This is a genomic window from Gordonia sp. 852002-50816_SCH5313054-c, from assembly GCF_001665925.1.
Lineage (GTDB): Bacteria > Actinomycetota > Actinomycetes > Mycobacteriales > Mycobacteriaceae > Gordonia > Gordonia jacobaea.
In genome coordinates, this window is the sequence record NZ_LZTE01000044.1 from 40,261 (window position 1) to 57,875 (window position 17,615).

At 64.7% G+C, this 17,615-nt stretch carries 15 protein-coding genes; 7 read left to right on the forward strand and 8 right to left on the reverse strand.

Annotated elements, in window-relative coordinates; genetic code table 11:
* The first annotated feature begins 35 nt into the window (after positions 1-35).
* Both A5788_RS10795 and A5788_RS10800 read left to right on the forward strand, forming a co-directional pair.
* On the forward strand, positions 36-1,118 hold the full coding sequence (locus tag A5788_RS10795; protein ID WP_064868375.1) for an ABC transporter substrate-binding protein: 1,083 nt from the start codon (positions 36-38) through the stop codon (positions 1,116-1,118).
* A gap of 123 nt (positions 1,119-1,241) precedes the next feature.
* Entirely contained in the window at positions 1,242-2,354 is a 1,113-nt protein-coding gene (locus A5788_RS10800) for a hypothetical protein (RefSeq protein ID WP_064907302.1), read from the forward strand.
* On the opposite strand, the gene A5788_RS10805 is transcribed toward A5788_RS10800, so the two are convergent.
* Positions 2,246-3,430, reverse strand: coding sequence for an NAD(P)/FAD-dependent oxidoreductase (locus tag A5788_RS10805; RefSeq protein ID WP_082938000.1), 1,185 nt, complete (start codon positions 3,428-3,430; stop codon positions 2,246-2,248). The two genes, A5788_RS10800 and A5788_RS10805, sit on opposite strands and share 109 nt — an antisense overlap.
* Positions 3,431-3,438: 8 nt before the next feature.
* Positions 3,439-3,633 (reverse strand): ferredoxin, encoded by a 195-nt coding sequence (locus A5788_RS10810; RefSeq protein ID WP_049700598.1) that lies wholly within the window; start codon positions 3,631-3,633, stop codon positions 3,439-3,441.
* Between the two features lie 139 nt (positions 3,634-3,772).
* Between A5788_RS10810 and A5788_RS10815 the strand changes: the two genes are divergently transcribed.
* The gene (locus A5788_RS10815; protein ID WP_064868369.1) at positions 3,773-4,969 is read left to right on the forward strand and encodes a PucR family transcriptional regulator; all 1,197 of its coding nucleotides are present in this window, start codon (positions 3,773-3,775) and stop codon (positions 4,967-4,969) included.
* 16 nt (positions 4,970-4,985) lie between these two features.
* Here A5788_RS10815 and A5788_RS10820 read toward each other — a convergent pair whose 3' ends face one another.
* Together A5788_RS10820 and A5788_RS10825 are read right to left on the reverse strand one after the other, a co-directional pair.
* Positions 4,986-6,398 carry a fatty acid desaturase gene (locus A5788_RS10820; RefSeq protein ID WP_064868414.1) on the reverse strand — a complete coding sequence of 471 codons (1,413 nt, stop codon included), beginning with the start codon at positions 6,396-6,398 and terminating at the stop codon, positions 4,986-4,988.
* 117 nt (positions 6,399-6,515) lie between these two features.
* A complete protein-coding gene (locus tag A5788_RS10825) occupies positions 6,516-7,418 on the reverse strand; it encodes a LysR family transcriptional regulator (RefSeq protein WP_064868366.1) in 903 nt (300 codons plus the stop codon).
* Between the two features lie 128 nt (positions 7,419-7,546).
* Between A5788_RS10825 and A5788_RS10830 the strand changes: the two genes are divergently transcribed.
* Positions 7,547-7,735 (forward strand): hypothetical protein, encoded by a 189-nt coding sequence (locus tag A5788_RS10830; protein ID WP_049700601.1) that lies wholly within the window; start codon positions 7,547-7,549, stop codon positions 7,733-7,735.
* Between the two features lie 11 nt (positions 7,736-7,746).
* On the opposite strand, the gene A5788_RS10835 is transcribed toward A5788_RS10830, so the two are convergent.
* From A5788_RS10835 to A5788_RS10850, 4 genes are read right to left on the reverse strand one after another with little or no spacing between them, the layout of a single operon-like run.
* A complete protein-coding gene (locus tag A5788_RS10835) occupies positions 7,747-9,438 on the reverse strand; it encodes a dipeptide ABC transporter ATP-binding protein (RefSeq protein WP_064868363.1) in 1,692 nt (563 codons plus the stop codon).
* Between the two features lies 1 nt (position 9,439).
* Complete coding sequence (locus tag A5788_RS10840) at positions 9,440-10,369, reverse strand: ABC transporter permease (protein WP_064868360.1); 930 nt, start codon at positions 10,367-10,369, stop codon at positions 9,440-9,442.
* Positions 10,369-11,325 (reverse strand): ABC transporter permease, encoded by a 957-nt coding sequence (locus tag A5788_RS10845; protein WP_064868357.1) that lies wholly within the window; start codon positions 11,323-11,325, stop codon positions 10,369-10,371. The genes A5788_RS10840 and A5788_RS10845 overlap by 1 nt, the downstream gene beginning before the upstream one ends.
* Positions 11,325-12,917: an ABC transporter substrate-binding protein gene (locus A5788_RS10850; protein ID WP_064868354.1), complete on the reverse strand. Its 1,593-nt coding sequence runs from the start codon at positions 12,915-12,917 to the stop codon at positions 11,325-11,327. The genes A5788_RS10845 and A5788_RS10850 overlap by 1 nt, the downstream gene beginning before the upstream one ends.
* A 284-nt stretch (positions 12,918-13,201) precedes the next feature.
* Here A5788_RS10850 and A5788_RS10855 point away from each other — a divergent pair, with 284 nt between their 5' ends.
* The 3 genes from A5788_RS10855 to A5788_RS10865 all read left to right on the forward strand — a co-directional run bounded on the left by A5788_RS10855 (position 13,202) and on the right by A5788_RS10865 (position 17,219).
* On the forward strand, positions 13,202-15,544 hold the full coding sequence (locus A5788_RS10855; protein WP_064868412.1) for a sulfatase-like hydrolase/transferase: 2,343 nt from the start codon (positions 13,202-13,204) through the stop codon (positions 15,542-15,544).
* A 123-nt stretch (positions 15,545-15,667) separates the two neighbouring features.
* A complete protein-coding gene (locus tag A5788_RS10860; protein WP_064870075.1) occupies positions 15,668-16,651 on the forward strand; it encodes a TauD/TfdA dioxygenase family protein in 984 nt (327 codons plus the stop codon).
* A 145-nt stretch (positions 16,652-16,796) separates the two neighbouring features.
* Positions 16,797-17,219 carry a hypothetical protein gene (locus A5788_RS10865; RefSeq protein ID WP_064868348.1) on the forward strand — a complete coding sequence of 141 codons (423 nt, stop codon included), beginning with the start codon at positions 16,797-16,799 and terminating at the stop codon, positions 17,217-17,219.
* Positions 17,220-17,615 lie beyond the last annotated feature (396 nt).

Sequence of the window (17,615 nt, forward strand, 5' to 3'; positions counted from 1 at the left end):
TCCTCGCCCGATCCACCTGAAAGGAAGAACACCCAATGAGTAATTCCGTGCGTAGCGGCGGCGGACTCGATCGTCGCGCATTTCTTCGGTACTCGCTCCTTGCGGGCGGTGCCGCGGGTGCACTGGGCGTGTCCGGGGCGCTCGCGGCCTGTAGCAGTGGCAGCAGTTCGTCCGGCGGGGCGTCGTCGGACAATCCCAAGGTGCAGCTCTCATGGCAGAAGAACATCGAGTTCGCCGGGGAATACTGGGCTTTGGAGAAGGGCTACTACAAGGCGGGCGGTCTCGGCACGCCCGAGCTGATCACCGGCGGCGGCGCCGGTACGGGTGTGGAGACCGGCCTGACGTCGAACAAGGTGTGGATCGGTACCACCGCACCGCAGCTCACCGCGCCGGTGATCCTGCAGGGCGCCAAACTGATGACCGTCGCGGCCACCTACCAGAAGAATCCGTTCTGCATCGTGTCGTCGGCCGAGAAGCCGATCAAGACACCACAGGACATGGCGGGCAAGAAGATCGGCGTGCAGGCATCCAACGAGAATGTGTTCAAGGCTCTGCTCACCGCCAACGGGATGAAAGAGTCCGACGTCCAGAAGATCTCGGTGCAATACGACCCGACGCCGCTCACCAAGGGCGAGGTCGACGGTTGGGTCGCCTACGTGACCAACGAGCCGATCACGTTGGCCGAGAGCGGTTTTGCCAACACCAACTTCCTCTTCGCCGACTTCGGACTCCCGCTGGTCGCCGAGACACTCGTGGTGAAGCAGGAGACCATCGACAACGAGCGCGACAAACTCAAGGCGTTCCTCAAGGCCGAGGTGCAGGGCTGGAACGACGCCGTCGCCGATCCCGCGGGTTCGGCGAAGCTCGCCGTCGAGAAGTACGGCAAGGATCTCAAGCTCAACCTCGATGAGCAGACCAAGGAAGCGACGGCCCAGAACACGCTCGTCGTGTCCGAGGACACGAAGAAGAACGGTCTGCTGACCATGACCGACGCCCTGATCGCACAGAACATCGAGGCACTCGGCAAGGCTGGCTACACCCTCAAGCCGGAGCAGATCTTCGACATGTCGCTGATCAACGAGGTCTACAAGGAGAACCCGGATCTGATCAAGGCCTGATCTCCTTCACGACGCACCTGGGGGCGGCGAGCGCGTGATGCGTTCGCCGCCCCTGACATATGTCACCGCATTCGATGACGAATGGCATGGGTGCTGCCGATCACCCGGCGAGATGATCGCTGTATGTCCACTCTCACCGACACATCCTCACGGCGCGTCGCTGTCCCCAGTTGGCTACGGAATCCGGCGCTCGGTCTCTTCTTCCTCGCCCCGCTCGTCGCCGAGTTCTTCCTCGGCGACTTCCCCCTGACCATGATCTTCGCGATCATCCCGTTGGCGTTGTGGTACGGCGGAAGCGCAGTACTCATCCGAGAGGTCGTACGGCGTCGCGGGTTGGGTTGGCCGTCAATTCTCCTGCTGGGCAGTGCTTTTGCTGTCGTCGAGGAGGGACTGTTGACAATGTCGCTGTTCAATCCCGACTACGCCGGTGCGCATCTCCTCGACAAGGGGTACATCCCGGCATTGGGTATCGGGACCACGTGGACGGTGTACGTCCTTTGCCTGCACGTCGGATGGAGTATTGCGACACCCATCGCGTTGGCCGAAGCGGCTGCGGGACAACGAGGGAACATTCCTTGGCTCGGCCGGCGTGGGCTGATCGTGACCGGGGTCTGCGTCGTGCTCGGCGCGGTGTTCACCTTCGTTACCACCTATCCGCTGTTCGGTCACTTCCTTGCGTCTCCGGATCAGCTGCTCGCGTGTTTCGTCATCGCGGCGTCGTGTGTCGTCGTCGCGCTCTGTCGTCCGGTGTGGACCAGCCGTGGTCGGACTCGACGTGGATCGGCGCCGTCGCCGTGGTGGGTGTTTGCGGTGATCTTTCTGTGCGCGGGTGCTTTTCAGCTCGATTCGGCGATCGACACCACATGGATTGCCGATATGACGGTGGTGGTGGCGATCGCCGTGGCACTGGCGTCGTTGGGGTGGTGGTCACGCTCCGACGGATGGTCGCAACGTCACGTGCTGGCCGCGGCGTCGGCCATGCTCCTCACCTACACGTGGCACGCCTTCTTCTCTACCGGGGTGGTGCCGTCGACTCCCATGGTCTTGCTTGTGAGCCATATCGTGTATGCCGTTGCGGCGGTGGCGATCCTGCTGATCTGCTGGCGTCGAGTGGGCGGTGGGGAAGGTCAGGATCGCGCAGCGGTGAGCTCCGCCGACAGTGCTCGACGCAGCTTGGCGATCCGTCCGGGGGCGTCGACGGCCACCGCTCCGAGCAGCCGGTCGCCGTCGGAGTAGAGCACGACGCCGTCGGCGTCGACGGTTTCGGTGACCGTTCCCGACGGGTCGACCTCGGTGGCGCCGACGATCTGAATGCGGTGACCGTGCCACGACGACCAGGCGAACGGTACCCCTGCATATGTCTGTTGCGCGCCAACCGCATTCGCGCCTGCGACGAATCCCTGCGCGGTGGCAGAGGTCCAGTGCCCGCCGGCAGCGCCGTCGACCGATGCGACATCGCCCGCCGCCCACACCGCCGGCGCGCTGGTTGCCATCGTCGAATCGCAGATCACCGCACCCGACGTGGGATCGAGTTCGACGCTGCTCGCCGCGAGCCAGTCGGTGGCAGGCGTCGACCCGATGCCGACGACGACCGCGTCGATCGGGACGTCACGCCCGCACGATGTGCGTATGGAGTCGATCGTGTTGTCGCGCGACGAGATACCTGCCAGACCGGAGTCGGACAGAAGTGTCACGCCGGCGTCCTCATGCAGTGTTGCGAGCATGCGTCCGGCGAGCGGGCCGACGCTGCGGGCGAGCGGGAACGACGACGTTCCGATCAGGGTGACGTCGATACCTCGCGCGGCAGCGGCCGATGCGATCTCCGAACCGATGAAGCCGGTACCGAATACGGCCAGACGTGCTGTGTCGCGGAGTTTTTCGCGGATTGTGACCGCGTCGTCGAAGTGACGGAGCGTGTGGACGTTGTCGAATCCGTCGAGTCTGCCGATCGTGCGGGCACGATGCCCGGTGGCGAGTACGAGCGCGTGGTAGGCGATCGGGCCCGCGTCGGTGAGCAGTCTCCGGCGCGTGACGTCGATTCCCGTTGCCGTGGTGGACATTCGCAGGTCGATGTCGAGTGCTTCCCAACTCTCTGCCCGTCGCAGGGTGGGCAGTTCGGGTTGCTTGTCGGCGTCGAGCAATGCTTTGGACAGCGGCGGGCGGTCGTAGGGGAGATGCGGCTCGTCGCCGATCATGACGATGGCGCCGCTCCACCCTTCGGCGCGGGCGCCCTCGGCGGCGCGTACCCCCGACAAGGACGCACCGACGATGACGAGCGGAAGAGTGTCAGATGACATGAGTGGTGCGGACACGGCGCACCTCAGTCGAGCATCCGCAGGGCGGATACCGGGCAGGAGTCGACGGCTGCGCGCACGTAGGTCTTGTCGCTGTCGGGGACGTCGGAGGTCGCTACCTCGACGATGCCGTCGTCGCCGATCTGGAAGTACTCGTTGGCCTGTGTTTCGCACATGCCGATGCCCTCGCAGGTGGGGCGGTCGACCTGGATGTGACTCATCATTCTCTCCTTCGATAGCGGGCTGGTGAACGACCATCTGTTGTCATCTTGACCGGGAGGTGCGTCACAATCACTGGTCCTCGGACCCAATCGGGCGCATTTGACTGTGCAATCACACAGTCTCTGGCAGTTTGGGGTGATGACCGAGATCGCCGAGTGGCTGGAGATGTTCGTCGCCGACCAGCAGAGCCCGACTGCGCTCGAGGGCTGGGTGTCGACCACCGTCGATGCGATCATCGCCGGTGTCGATCTGCCCGCCGACATTCGACCGGTGCTCGTTGCCGCGGTCGAGGAGCACTGGCTCGCGTTCCTCGGCGGCGTGACCGTCGACGCGGACGGGGCAACCGAACTCGTACCGGCAGCGGGAGACCTGTCGATCCAGATCGCGCGGCACCATCTCGGACTGCCGGTGCTGTTGAAGGTCTATCAGAGCGCGCAGGAGGCGTCGTGGGATTTCGCCGTCGACGTAGTCGGGCATGCGCCACAAGATCTCGATCACGAGTCGCTCCTCGTGTGGTTCTGGACCAAGGCCAACCGCTGGTTCGCCACCTCGGTCGAACTCTCCGTCGCGTTGTATCAGGACGAAGTGGAGCGGATTCGACGACGCGGCGATGCGCGACGCTACGAGTTGGTCGCCGATGTCCTTGACGGGAAAAGCGTTGGCTCGACGGAACTCTCGGCGGAGCTGGGCGGCCATCCGATCGCCGGCGTCACACAGGTCGCGGTCATCGCGCACGCGATGGACGCCGACTCCATCGAGCGGCTCGAACCGTCACTCGTCCGCCTCGCGTCGTCGATTCCCGGAGCACGGCTGGCCGTCGTCCGGCCGGGAGGCCGCGAACTGTGGGGATGGCTTGCGCTGAATGTGGCACCAAGCACTGCGGCCCAGTGGGATTCGCGCGGCGCCGATCCCGCGCAGATCCGGTTCGCGATCGGAGAGGCGGCCGAGGGTATCGAGGGATTCGTCCGTTCGCATCGCGATGCTCGTGCGGCGCAACGTGTCGCGCTGTCGCCGCGTCGAGATATCGCGCTGACCGTGTACGAGGACGTCGCCGCGCTGACTCTCCTGACCGGAGATCCCGACGCCGCAGGGCGTTTCGCGCGTGCGGTGCTGCGTGGACTCGCCGCACCGGAACTCGACGAACTGCGCGGCACCGTTCGCTATGTGCTGACCACCGCCGACAGTGCAGACCAGGTCGCGACATCGCTTGGTATACACAAGAACACGGTGCGCTACCGAGTGCAGCAAGCAGAACGTCTGCTCGGACATCCCATTCGGGAGCGAGCAGGCGATCTGGTGTTGGCGCTGGACTACTTCGACGCCTTCCTCGGCTGAGGCGGGTCGCGGGTGACTACGCGCTGGTCTCCTTCAGGGGGATGAAGTCGACTTTCTCGCGCACACCGCAGTCCGGGCAGGTCCAATCGTCGGGGATCTCCTTCCACGCGGTACCCGCGGCGAATCCCTCGAGTTCGTTGCCCACCGCGACCTCGTAGGTGTAACCGCAACCGGGGCAGCGGGCCGCGGCGATGTCGTCGTTGATCGCGCCGGGCGTCGCGTCGTCGAGAAGCGACTCGTCGAGCGTCGTCTCGCTGGGGATGGGGAACCTGCGGGTGAGACGGTCGAGCTTTCCGGGAGCGACGTTGGCGAGTCGGACGTCGCCGTCGAAGTGTTCGACGACGCGGTGGTCCATGACCCGGCGCCACAGCGGCGGGAAAAGCGCGAGGACGATCATTCCGGCGTAACCGGTTGGCAGTGCGGGTGATTCGCGATAGTCGCGCAGTGTCTGGTAGCGGCGAGTGGGGTTCGCGTGGTGATCGCTGTGTCGCTGCAGGTGGTACAGCAGTACGTTGGTCGCGATGTTGTTGGAGTTCCACGAATGCATGGGAAGCACGCGCTCGTAGCGTCCGGCTTTGGTCTGCTGCCGCAGCATGCCGTAGTGCTCGAGGTAGTTGACGATCTCGAGTAGCGAGAAGCCGACGACCGCCTGCAGCACGAGGTAGGGCAGAATTCCGACGCCGAGCCAGATGGTCAGCGCAGCCCACAGCACGATGGTCATCAGCCAGGCGTTGAGTACGTCGTTGCCGATATGGAACGGGTGAGTGTCCTTGCGGCGATAGCGCTTTGCCTCGACCTGCCATGCGCTGCGAAGCGAGCCCGACACGGTGCGGAACCAGAACCGGTAGAAGCTTTCACCGAGTCGCGACGACGCAGGGTCTTCCGGGGTGGCGACCCGCACGTGATGTCCGCGGTTGTGCTCGATGTAGAAGTGGCCGTAAAAGCTCTGTGCCAGTGCGATCTTCGACAGCCAGCGCTCGTGGCTCTCCTTCTTGTGCCCGAGCTCATGCGCGGTGTTGATCCCGATGCCGCCGATGAAACCGAGTGTCACGGCGAGCCCGATGCGGTTGATGATCGGCCAGTCCGCGGTGGCGATGAGATACATCGAGAGGATGAAGCCCGCGTACTGGATCGGCAGAAAGGCGAAGGTGATGTAGCGGTAGTACTTGTCGTTCTCGAGTTCCTCGATCACGTCGTCGGGCGGGTTGGTCGGGTCGAAACCGGCGACGAAGTCGATCAGCGGGACCACGCCGAGCACGATGATCGGACCGACCCACAGGAAGACACCCCACCCGGTGAGTTCGTACCCACCGATGGCGATGAATGCGAACGACGGGACGATCAGACCGATCAGCCACAGATAGCGCTTGCGATCACGCCACCTTGCGGTGCTTCCTTCGGCAACGGTGCCGGTGGCCTCGAGTGCCATGATGTACCTCCTGAACACGGGCTGTATTTCTGAACTGTTGTCAGAATCCACGCGTTCTGGATCACAATCACCGTGCTATTCACCCAATGTGCGGCGTCACGCTGTGCGATCACACAATCAGGTGGTGGACGCCAGCGCGACGTCGAGAAGCTCTCGCGCAGGTCCGCGCACCGTGATGTGCGAGGTCCACACGGCACGGAGTGGACGCACCATCGACAACCCGTCGACATTGATGCGCACGAGGCGTCCGGCCGCGATGTCGTCGGCGATCGACAGCCGCGACAACACCGTCACCCCGTTCGACGTCAACACCGACGACCGGATCGCGGTGACCGACCGCAGTTCGATGAGTGGGTCGGCGGCGACGAGTCCGAGTTCCGAGAGCGCCTTCTCGTAGGTGATCCGTGTTCCGGAGCCGGGTTCTCGCTGGATCAGCGGCGTCGACGCCAGTTCGTCGGCCGACACCGTGCCCGTGCGTGACCAGCGATGGCCTGGAGCGGCGACCACGTACAACTCGTCGGTGGCAACGAGCGCGGCGTCGAGGTCGGCTGTCTCGCCGGGACTTTCGACGAACCCGAGGTCGGCATCACCGGACCGCACCGTGTCGATGACCTCGGCGGAATTCATGGGGCGCACCGAGATTCGTGCTCCGGTGCGTGAGGTGAGCGTGGTGAGCCAGCCCGGTACCAGGTACTCGGCGACTGTCATCGACGCTGCGACGACGAGCGTCGCATGCCTGTTGCCGATCAGCGTGTCGACGCCCGCGACGAACTCGGCTGCCCGCTCGACGAGCGCGTTGGCCCACTCGAGGACCAGGCGACCGTTCTCGGTCGGTTCGACGCCGGCGGGGGAGCGTACGAAGATCTCGATGCCGAGTTCGTGCTCGACGCCGCGCACGCGCGAGCTGACGGCCTGCTGGCTGAGTCCGAGGTCGCGGGCGGCGGCGCCCATGCTGCCGAGTCTGCCGACCGCGACGACGACCTCCAGCGCTGTGATGTCGGGAAGTCGGCGTGCGGGCATGGCGATGACGTTAGGCAACGCCTCGTCTGGTCACAAGCATGATCTGTGGCCTTGTAGGGTGGTCACTGCGCGGCCTGCAGTGGGGTCGTGCGGTTCGTAGGATTCCCGACCACTGACGAGGGAGCGAGATGTCGGACTTCATCAAGAAGATCAAAGACGACGCGAAGGCCGTCGGTGCCGCCATCGACAACGAGCTGACCGTGCTCGAAGGCGTTCCCGGCTACGACCCGCTGGCCGACGACGATTCCGCGGGCGACGAGAGCGCCGGAGACGAGAGCGCGGCCGACACGCCTGAGGCTGAGCCGAAGAATTCCTAGGGTCTCGGACCTCACGCCAACGCGGCGCTCGACTCTCGACGCCGCTGCGGGTCGGGGTACGGCACGGCGTCGAGCAGTGCGCGCGTGTACTCGTCGCGCGGCCGGGTCAGCACGTCTCGCGCAGACCCGTGTTCGACGACCCGCCCGTTGCGCAGCACGTACACGCGGTCGGACACCTGCTCGACGACGGCGAGGTCGTGGCTGATGAACAGCGCCGCGAAGCCCAGCTCGTGCTGTAGTTCTGCGAACAGTTCGAGCACGCGTGCCTGCACCGACACGTCGAGCGCGCTGGTCGGCTCGTCGGCGATGAGCAGCTTGGGCCGCACCGACAGCGCCCGCGCCAGCGCGACACGCTGACGCTGACCGCCGGAGAGTTCGTGCGGAAGTCGGTCGGCGAACGAGCGAGGCAGATGCACCGCGTCGAGCAACTCCTCGACGCGGGTCGATTGCTCTGCGCGCGTTCCGATGTGCTGGATGTCGAGCGGTTCGCGAATCGACTCGGCGACGGTAAAGCGCGGGTCGAGCGACGCGGTCGGGTCCTGCGGCACGAACGCGATGGTGTGGCGCAGCGAGCGCAACTGTGCGCGGTCGACGGCGTCGAGGTCGTGTCCGTCGACCAGGATCTTGCCACCACTGAGATGGGTGAGCCCGCCGATAGACCGGCCGAGAGTCGTCTTACCCGAGCCTGATTCGCCAACCACCCCGACGACCTCGCCGGGATCGACGTGCAGCGAGACGTCGTCGAGTGCGACGACGGGCTTGCGTCCGAAACCGCCACGATGCACCGCGGTGACATGCTCGACCGCGACGATGGGAACGGGTCCGTCGCCCTCAGCGGTGTCGGAATCTGATGCCGCCCCGGCACTCTCGTCGTCCGTGGAGTCGACGGTCGGCAGCTTGGGAACCGCGGCGAGAAGTTGACGTGTGTACGGCTGTGTCGGCCGAGCGAAGATGTCGAAGACCGTTCCGCGTTCGACGACCTCGCCGAGTTGGACGACGACGACGCGGTCGGCGATATCGGCGACGACACCGAGATTGTGTGTGATGAGCAGGATTCCGGCGTCGATCCGGCCGCGCAGACGCAGCAGCAGGTCGAGGATTTCACGCTGTACCGAGACGTCGAGCGCCGTCGTCGGCTCGTCGGCGAGGAGCAGTGCCGGGTCGTTCGCGAGTGCGAGGGCGATCACCACGCGCTGCTTCTGGCCGCCGGAGAGTTGGTGGGGGTAGTAGTCGACGCGCTGCTCCGGGTCGGGGATCTCGACGAGCGACAGCAGTTCGACGGCGCGGCGTCGAGCATCGCGTCGTGAGATCGATTGATGTGTCCGTAGCGCCTGGCGCAGTTGCCATCCCACGGTCTGGGCGGGGTTGAGTGCGGTCTGCGGCTCTTGGAAGATCATGGCCACACCGGTGCCGCGGATCGCGTTGAGGTCGCGTTCGGAGGCGTTCAACACCTCGACGCCGTCGACCTTGACCGAGCCGGTCGCGACCGCGTGCTCGGGGAGCAGACCTATCGCCGCGCGGGCGGTCATCGTCTTGCCGGAGCCGGATTCGCCTACCAGGGCGACGATCTCGCGTCGATTGACACGCAAGCTGATGTCGGAGACGGCCGGACGCGGGTAGTCGAAGGTGACTCGAAGGGAGTCGACCTCCAGTGCGGGTGCGGGATCAACTGCTGTGTGGTCGTTGTCTGCAGCGTTGGTCATCTCACTGCCTCCTGCTGCGCGAAATGGACTGGGAAATCAGGTAGAAACCGAGGACGAGTGCTGTGATCACGATGAGCGGCGCCACCGAGAACCACGGATTGGTCTCGAGGTAGCTGTTTCCCGACGACAGAATGCCGCCGAGGGACGGCGTCGGGGGAGTCACACCGATGCCGAGGAAGCTCAGCGCCCCTTCGACGAAGACGGCGAGCGATAGCGACAGCGCGAACTGGACCCCGAGTGACTCGATCGAATTGGGCAGTACGTGGCGGCGGAGAACGTAGCTGTTGCGCGCGCCGCTCACACGTGCCGCCTCGACGTAGGGCAGTTCTCTGACGCGTAGCACCGATGTGCGGGCGAGTCGACCGAAGATGGGAATCTCCGCGAGCACGATGACGATTCCGATTGTGGTTGCGCCGGGCGACAATACGGCGGTCAGGGCGATACCGAGGACAAGCGCGGGAAAGGCGAGGATGACGTCAAAGGTACGCTGCGCGATGACATCCGAAATCGGGTGAGAGACCGTGAGGACACCGATCGCGGTACCGAGAAGGGCGCCGATCGGTACCGCGATGAAGATGATCAGCAGATCCACCCGGATGCCGTAGAGCACCCGTGTCGCGACGTCGCGATTGAGGTCGTCGGTGCCGAACCAGTGGTCGGCGCCGGGCGGCAACAGGTATGCGCCGTCGATCTGCTGGTCCGGTCCATACGACGTCAGTAGCGGTGCGAGCAGGGCGAGCGCCACGATACCGAGCACCAGAACGCTTCCGACTAGGCCGCTCCCGGTGAGGAGACTGCGCCACAACGGCGTCCGGATTCGACGCCGCTCCTTGTCGGTGGGCGACTCCGGGATCAGACCCGGCTCGATGTCTACGGCGGAGGCCCCGGTCGCGGACGTCGAGCCGGACGAGGTGGTCAGTGAGGTCGACATCAGTTACCTGCCAATCGGATTCGGGGATCGAGCCACGCATGCAGCACGTCGGCGAGCAGTTGGAGCACGACGAACACCGCGACCGACAGCAGCACGAGTACCTGCACGAGCGGATAGTCGCGGGCGAAGATGCCCTGCTCGGTCAGGAGTCCGAGCCCGGGCCAACCGAAGATGGCCTCGACCAGGATCGCCCCGCCGAGAAGGCCTCCGGTCACCAGCCCGAGTGCGGTCAGGCTCGGTGGTAGCGCATTGCGCAGCGCGCTGTGAATGACGATGTCTCGCTTCGATACTCCGAGTGCTCGGGCTGTCGTCGCATAGGGTTGCCGGAGTTCGGTGCGCAGCGCCTCGGTCAGGAAGCGGGCGAGTGTGGCACCTGCCGGGAGCGCCAGGGCGACAGCGGGTAGCAGGAGGTACTGCGCGGTGATGCCTGGTTGGCTGAAGAGTCCGTCCGGCGGTGTGCCGCCTGCGGGGAGAAGTCGGAATTTGACTCCGAAGATCAGGATCAACAGTGTGCTGACAACGAAGGTCGGAACCGCGATTGCTACCGCATTCACGCCGGTGACAAGGGAATTCACGAAGCGGTTGTCGTAGATCGTTGCCGACAAGCTCAACGCCAGTGCCAGGATGACGGCGAGGATCAGCGCGGTGACGGTGAGCAGAATGGTGTGGACCAGTCCGAACGAGACGAGCGAACTGATCTCGCCACCGACCTGGTAGCTCTTGCCGAGATCCAACGTGAAGATGCCTGCGATCCAGGTGGCGTATTGGGCGATGAAGCCGCGATCAAGGCCGAGGTCGTGCCGGATCGCCGCCAACTGCTCGGGGGTGGCGTCGGGACCCGCGAGCGCTGATTCCGGTCCACCCGGGATCAATCGGACGATCGCGAAGATCAGCACGGAGGCCACGAACAGCACCAGGATCGCCGTCGGTATGCGGCGCAATAGGTATCCGGTCATCAGGAGTTCCGTCCTTGCGTGTTGAGGTAGGTCTCGCCGAGGTGCAGTTGGGCACGCCTGTCCCAATCGACGTTTCCGACGGCGGGCGACGCCGCGGACTGTTGGAACACCACACCGATCTCGACGAGGAACAGATCGTTCAACCAGATGTCGTCGAGCTGCCGATACGCGGCCAGCGCCGCGGGCGACGTCGGATCGGGAGCATTCCAGGCCGCGTTGGCTGCCTTCGCGTAGTCGGGGCTGACGTAGTTGGAGGAGTTCTTCGCCGCGTTGAACGGGTACGCGGAGACGGCGAGCGTCGACGGCGTGAACTGTGCAAAGGCATGCTGCAGCAACCAGATTCCGTCGAACTTGCCGCCGATGAGCTTTGACGACTGCACGGTGTTGTCGTTGGGACGCAGCTCGACCGGGATACCGACATCCTTGAGGTTCGACTGCACGATCTGCGCCACCACCCGGTCAACTCCCTGGGTGGAGTAGTCGAGAGTGATCGGTGCAACCTGCCCGTGCTCGGCGACGAGCTGGCGGGCACGGTTCACATCGCGTGTGTACGTCGTGTTCTTCGACGCGTCGTATGCGGGAGACCACTTTGGCCAGGGCAGGTTGACCACGTAGCCGCTCTTGCGGAAGACGTCGTTGATGATGCGTTCGCGGTCGATGGCGAAGGCGATCGCCTTGCGCAGGCGGACGTCGGCGAGGGCCGGGTTGGCCACGTTGATTCCCACGTACTCCTGCTGTTCGGCGCCGGTGTAGGTGATGCTGTTGAATCCGTATCTGCGCGTTGCCAATTCCTGGTCGTGATTGTTGAGTCCGTAGGCGAGGTCGATCTGGCCCGTGCGTAGCCGGGTGTAGAGCGCCTGCTGGTCGGTGATGATGTTGAGGTCGATGGCGTCGAGATTGGCTCGGGGACCCCAGTAGGAGTCGTTGCGCACCAGGCGAACATCCGAGTTCGGCTGCCATGACGAGAAGCGGAACGGTCCCGTTCCGTTGAACACCTTGCCCGCACGCAGCCCGTCGAGGGTGTTGCCGTCGATGATCGGTGCAGAGTCGAGCAGGTCGAAGACGTTGCTGAGCGGATGGTCGAAGGTCAGCACCACGCGGTGTGGATTGCTGGTGTCATATCCGGTGATCGCGGCGGCGGTCCGCTTGAACTGCGGTGTCCACGGCCCGGCGGTGTACGCCTTCAGCGAGCTCTCGACGTCGGCGGAGGTGAAGGCCCGACCGTCGTGGTAGCGCACGTCGTCGCGCAGATCGAGCGCGAGGGAGCGGCCGTCCGGGGCGAGTTGCCAGCGTGTGGCCAGCGACGGCCGGACGGTCAGATCATCGCGCGAGTAGCGGATCAGGGTGTCGAAGACGTTCGACACCACGTGGCCGTTCATACTGCCCGTGCCGATCTGCAAGAAGGTCTTCGGGCTCAGGTCGTTGAGCACCCCGACGCGCAGCGTGCCGCCCTGTGGCGGCTTGTGACCCGGCGGCAGGGCGGTCGCTGTCGAGTTCTGCTGCTGTAAGACAGCGGAGGTGCACGCGGTTGCCGTGGCCATCGTCAGCAGTGCGACGAGCGCGAGCAGCGCGGCTCGTGTGCGAGTGGGCATGGTCTTCGGATTCTCTTCCGTCCGATGGGCTGGGGGCTGGGGGTTGGGCGTGGTCGGTCATGCGGCAGAAGCCGATCCGGACATCGACCACCCGACGCACGGCCGCGGGTCGGTGTACGTCGTCGAATACGAGCAACTGTGAGGGCATACGGGGGGCGACTTCAAGCTCACGGCGCTTTTCTCGGCAGCGTCGGAGAAAGGGTTGACAGACCGACCCACCGTGCGAATGGTGTGTGATGCGTAACCGCGGACAGCGGCGGTCGCACGATCTTCGAGGAGTGACGATGGCAGACGACAACAGCGAAATACCCGACTACGCAAGAGGTTACGAAGGCTTCGAGGGTCGGGTTGGACGCACGTCGTCGCAGTCGACACCCTGGTGGAAGCCCGAACCGAGTGCGCCGGCGGGTGCTCCGAACATCGTCGTCGTGCTCATCGACGACATGGGCTACTCCGACATCTCGCCGTTCGGTGCGGAGATCGATACCCCCAACATCGCAGCACTCGCAGAGCGTGGATTCCGACTGTCGAACTACCACACGACGCCGGTCTGTTCGCCCGCTCGGGCCGCTCTGCTGACGGGACTCAACCCGCATCGTGCCGGCTACGGCAGTGTGGCGAACTCCGATCCGGGCTTCCCCGGTCTACGTCTCGAACTCGCCGACGATGTGCTCTCGCTTCCGGAGATATTGCGCGCCAACGGCTATGCGACGTACGCGGTCGGTAAGTGGCACCTCGCTCGCGACGCCAACATGAGTCCCGGTCGTACACGCGACTCGTGGCCGCTGCAGCGCGGGTTCGACTCCTACTACGGCTCACTCGAAGGGCTGAATTCGTTCTTCTATCCCAACCAGCTCATCGCCGACAATTCAGTCGTCGACGTCGACGAGTACCCCGATGACTACTACGTCACCGACGACCTCACCGATCGTGCTGTCGCGCAGATCAAGTCGCTGCGGGCACACGATGCCGACAAACCCTTCTTCCTCTACTTCGCGCACATCGCGATGCATGGTCCGCATCAGGTCAAGGAGTCCGACCTCGAGAAGTACCGCGGAAAGTACGCGGACGGGTGGGATGCTGTGCGCCAGAGACGATTCGAACGACAGGTCGCGGAAGGTCTCTTCGACGAGGGCACCCCGATCGCCGAGCGCAACACCGAGCCCGGATACGACGCGCCACCGTGGGACGAACTCGATGTTGAGGAGCAGGAGCGCTTCGCGAAGTACCAGGAAGTGTATGCGGCCATGGTCGATTCGGTCGATCAGAGCGTCGGGCGCATCGTCGACACCCTGACCGAGCTCGGTGAACTCGACAACACGATCATCGTGTTCACGTCAGACAACGGCGGTACCGCCGAAGGCGGTCCGGTCGGAACCCGTTCGTACTTCAGCCAATTCGTGCACGGCCCGGTGCCGTCGGACTGGGAGCGCGACGTTCCCCACGACGAGGACCTGATCGGTAGTGCGGCTCTCGGGGTGCACTATCCGCGCGGGTGGGGCCAGGCGTCGAACACGCCCTTCCGCTTCTACAAGGGGCAGACCTTTGCCGGAGGTGTACGGGTGCCGTTCGTGCTGTCGTGGCCGGATGGCCTGCCGCGTGACGCGGACGACAGCGGTGTTCGCCGACAGTATGCCTACGTGACGGATCTGGTGCCGACGCTGCTCGAGTTGGCAGGCGTCGAGGCACCGACCGAGCGGCACGGAAAACCCGCGCAATCGCGCGACGGTGTCAGTGCCGCAGGGTTTCTGCGCGATGGAGCGTCGAACTCGGATCACACCGAGCAGTACGCCGAGTTCGGCGGACACCGCGGGTTCTATCGGGAAGGGTGGAAGCTGCTGTCGCTGCACCGGGATCCCGATCGCGTCGACGACCCGGAGTGGGAACTCTACGACGTGACAACCGATCCCGCGGAGACGCACGACGTCGCCGCGGAACATCCGGACGTCGTTGCCGAGCTGGCGCGCGCGTGGGACGAAGCCGCGTGGCGCAATACTGTGTTCCCGCTGTACGATTCGCCGGCCGATCAGGGACGTCGACGACCCGACGAAGAACGCTACAGCGACCCGGTGCGCATCCTCGCCGGCACACCGACACTTGAGCGGTACCGGTCGAGCAAGCTCATCGCATACCGAGACTTCGACATCGAGATCGAACTGCGCGACTGGACACGCGCCGACGAAGGTGTGCTGGTCGCCCACGGCGATCCCCAGGGCGGCTATCTGCTCTACATCGAAGACGGCACAGCACATTTCGTGTTCAACAGCTACGGCCGTATTGCGCGCGTGTCCGGTGAGCTACCCGTCGGTGTCGACACACTGGTACTCCGTGCCGTCGCGACGCCCCAGGTGCGATGGGACTTCGTACTCGAGGCGTCGAGTGGCGGGCAGGTCGAGGTAATCGCCAAGTTGGACAACCAGTTCCAGCTCGTCGGCATGGCTCCGTGGACGGGAATCTCCGTCGGGCTCGACGCGCGCGGTCCCGTCGATCTGGACCTGCGGGAGCGACGCGGCGTGTTCCGCTTCGGCAGCGCACTACGCGCGGTGACCTACCGGCCGGGCGCCGTGCGGGTTCCGGCCGCTATCCGCCGCGAGATCGACGAGAGCGCCGAATATCACGCCGACTGAGTATCACGCCGACTGAATATCGCGGCGGCGCAAGGTTGTAATCGGTGTGGGCGAGAACCTGTCGCCGCGCGCCGATCAGTGGAGAAATCGAAGTAACGACGAAATCAGCCAAGGAGTACACCAGTGACACTGACCGACATCGAACGACGCACCGACAGCGAGTCCGCTGCGCAGGCCCTTTACGACGACGCGTCGATCACCGTGACCAAGCTCGGTGAGAACATCGGAGCCAAGGTCGAGGGCGTCCGTCTCGGCGGAGACCTGTCCACCGAGCAGGTCGAGGCGATCCGCACCGCGCTCGCCGTCAACAAGGTCATCGCCTTCACCGGGCAGGACCACCTCGACGACGAGACCCAGTACGCGTTCGCGTCGCTGCTCGGTGAGCCGACGGCACTGCATCCGACGGTGACGTCGCGCGGCGATCAGTTGCTCACCATCGAAGGCGCCGCGAACAGTTGGCACACGGACGTGACCTTCGTCGATCGCATCCCGAAGGCGTCGCTGCTGCGGCCAATCGTGTTGCCCGCCTACGGTGGTGCGACCACCTGGGCGTCGACCGTTGCCGCCTACGAGCAGTTGCCCAAGCCGCTGCGCTCGCTCGTCGAGGAACTGTGGGCCACGCACTCCAACCTGTACGACTATGTGGGACAGAAGGAGCCGTCCGGCGGCGTCGACGTTGTGCAGAAGGAGGAGCACTACGCCGAGTTCACCAGCTCCGAGTACGAGACGCTGCATCCCGTTGTCCGCGTGCACCCGGAGACCGGTGAGCGGAGCCTGCTCCTCGGCCACTTCGCCAAGGAGTTCCGCGGCCTGAAGGCGTCGGAGTTCGCCAATCTGTACCAACTGCTGCAGGCTCGGATCACCAAGCTGGAGAACACCTTCCGCTGGAATTGGAGCTACGGCGACCTGGTGATCTGGGACAACCGGGCCACCCAGCATTACGGCATCGCCGACTTCGGCAACCAGAAGCGTCAGCTGCATCGGATCACCCTGGCCGGCGACGTGCCCGTCGACGTCAACGGGCAGCAGAGCGAGATCATCCAGGGCGACGCGTCGCATTACTCGTCGGTGGAGCAGCCCCGACGCCTCGCGGTGTTCGCTGCTTGATCCTGCTCGCCGGAGATTCTCCGGAGAGTGCACGATGCGGTCGGACCACGTGCTGGGTTTGGCCGCATCGTGCGTTGTACATTGCGTCGTCTGGCCTGTGGATGACTCCCGTGGCATCGGGCTCTCAGCGCATTACACTCCTCGCATGTCGAAGAGGGTAGTGGTCGGAATCTGTTGTGGTGCAGCGCTCGTGCTGTCGCTGGCCGGTTGTTCATTGGCGGGTGAGCCGGTGGCGCAATCGAATTCGGGTACCACCGATATCGCAACGAACACCGCGGAATCCGCTGCGGCTCAACCGACCGGACCGTCGGTCGGCACTGCGACGATGAAAGTGGTCGGCGGTTCGACTCCTGTCACCATCCGCTACCGCATCAACGGCGGGCCGGAGACCACCGAGACCGCCGTAACGCTGCCGTGGAGCAAGGACTACCCGGTGTACAACGAGGTCTCGTCGAGCGTAAGCGTGATCGGCGGTACCGAGGTTGGTTGCGCGATCATGATGGGCAGCAGCCTGGTCTCGTACAAGACCGAAACCAACCCGACCTGCGAGTTCGCGTACTACGGGTGATCTCTCGGGTGGCCCGCCGGTTTGCGTAGTCACTAAGCTCCAGGCCTCGTCGGAAGTGCCAGGATCATCCTCAACCTCTGCGATCAAGGGCTCGCGCAACTTTGCCGCTCGATCGAAGGTTTGGCAGTGAGCTCGCTTGGGCTCTTCACGCTTTCGGAACACCCGAAGTATCGACGACTGGCCCGATCCGTGAGGGCAGTTGTTCACAGCCCGAGATCGGGTAGGAGGCATGGGCACCCATGCGCGTCTAATACACGCTTTGCGACGTGTGCGCGGTGCATTCTGTGCAAGAATTCACGCGCTTCCGTAGAGGGTTTCAGGGCTCTTCGAAGTTAGCCGGGCACTGCTCAGCAGTGGAATTGCTGGTTGTTGGCCCGCTGGGCGCGGGTGCAGTGG

What these genes read in the sequence shown, in the direction of transcription:
- A5788_RS10855 (WP_064868412.1), top strand. Translation starts at nt 13,202, where the DNA reads ATGGCAGACGACAACAGCGAAATACCCGACTACGCAAGAGGTTACGAA.
- A5788_RS10820 (WP_064868414.1), bottom strand. Translation starts at nt 6,398, where the DNA reads ATGGCACTCGAGGCCACCGGCACCGTTGCCGAAGGAAGCACCGCAAGG.
- A5788_RS10865 (WP_064868348.1), top strand. Translation starts at nt 16,797, where the DNA reads ATGTCGAAGAGGGTAGTGGTCGGAATCTGTTGTGGTGCAGCGCTCGTG.
- A5788_RS10800 (WP_064907302.1), top strand. Translation starts at nt 1,242, where the DNA reads ATGTCCACTCTCACCGACACATCCTCACGGCGCGTCGCTGTCCCCAGT.
- A5788_RS10795 (WP_064868375.1), top strand. Translation starts at nt 36, where the DNA reads ATGAGTAATTCCGTGCGTAGCGGCGGCGGACTCGATCGTCGCGCATTT.
- A5788_RS10850 (WP_064868354.1), bottom strand. Translation starts at nt 12,917, where the DNA reads ATGCCCACTCGCACACGAGCCGCGCTGCTCGCGCTCGTCGCACTGCTG.
- A5788_RS10825 (WP_064868366.1), bottom strand. Translation starts at nt 7,418, where the DNA reads ATGCCCGCACGCCGACTTCCCGACATCACAGCGCTGGAGGTCGTCGTC.
- A5788_RS10815 (WP_064868369.1), top strand. Translation starts at nt 3,773, where the DNA reads ATGACCGAGATCGCCGAGTGGCTGGAGATGTTCGTCGCCGACCAGCAG.
- A5788_RS10845 (WP_064868357.1), bottom strand. Translation starts at nt 11,325, where the DNA reads ATGACCGGATACCTATTGCGCCGCATACCGACGGCGATCCTGGTGCTG.
- A5788_RS10840 (WP_064868360.1), bottom strand. Translation starts at nt 10,369, where the DNA reads ATGTCGACCTCACTGACCACCTCGTCCGGCTCGACGTCCGCGACCGGG.
- A5788_RS10830 (WP_049700601.1), top strand. Translation starts at nt 7,547, where the DNA reads ATGTCGGACTTCATCAAGAAGATCAAAGACGACGCGAAGGCCGTCGGT.
- A5788_RS10810 (WP_049700598.1), bottom strand. Translation starts at nt 3,633, where the DNA reads ATGAGTCACATCCAGGTCGACCGCCCCACCTGCGAGGGCATCGGCATG.
- A5788_RS10835 (WP_064868363.1), bottom strand. Translation starts at nt 9,438, where the DNA reads ATGACCAACGCTGCAGACAACGACCACACAGCAGTTGATCCCGCACCC.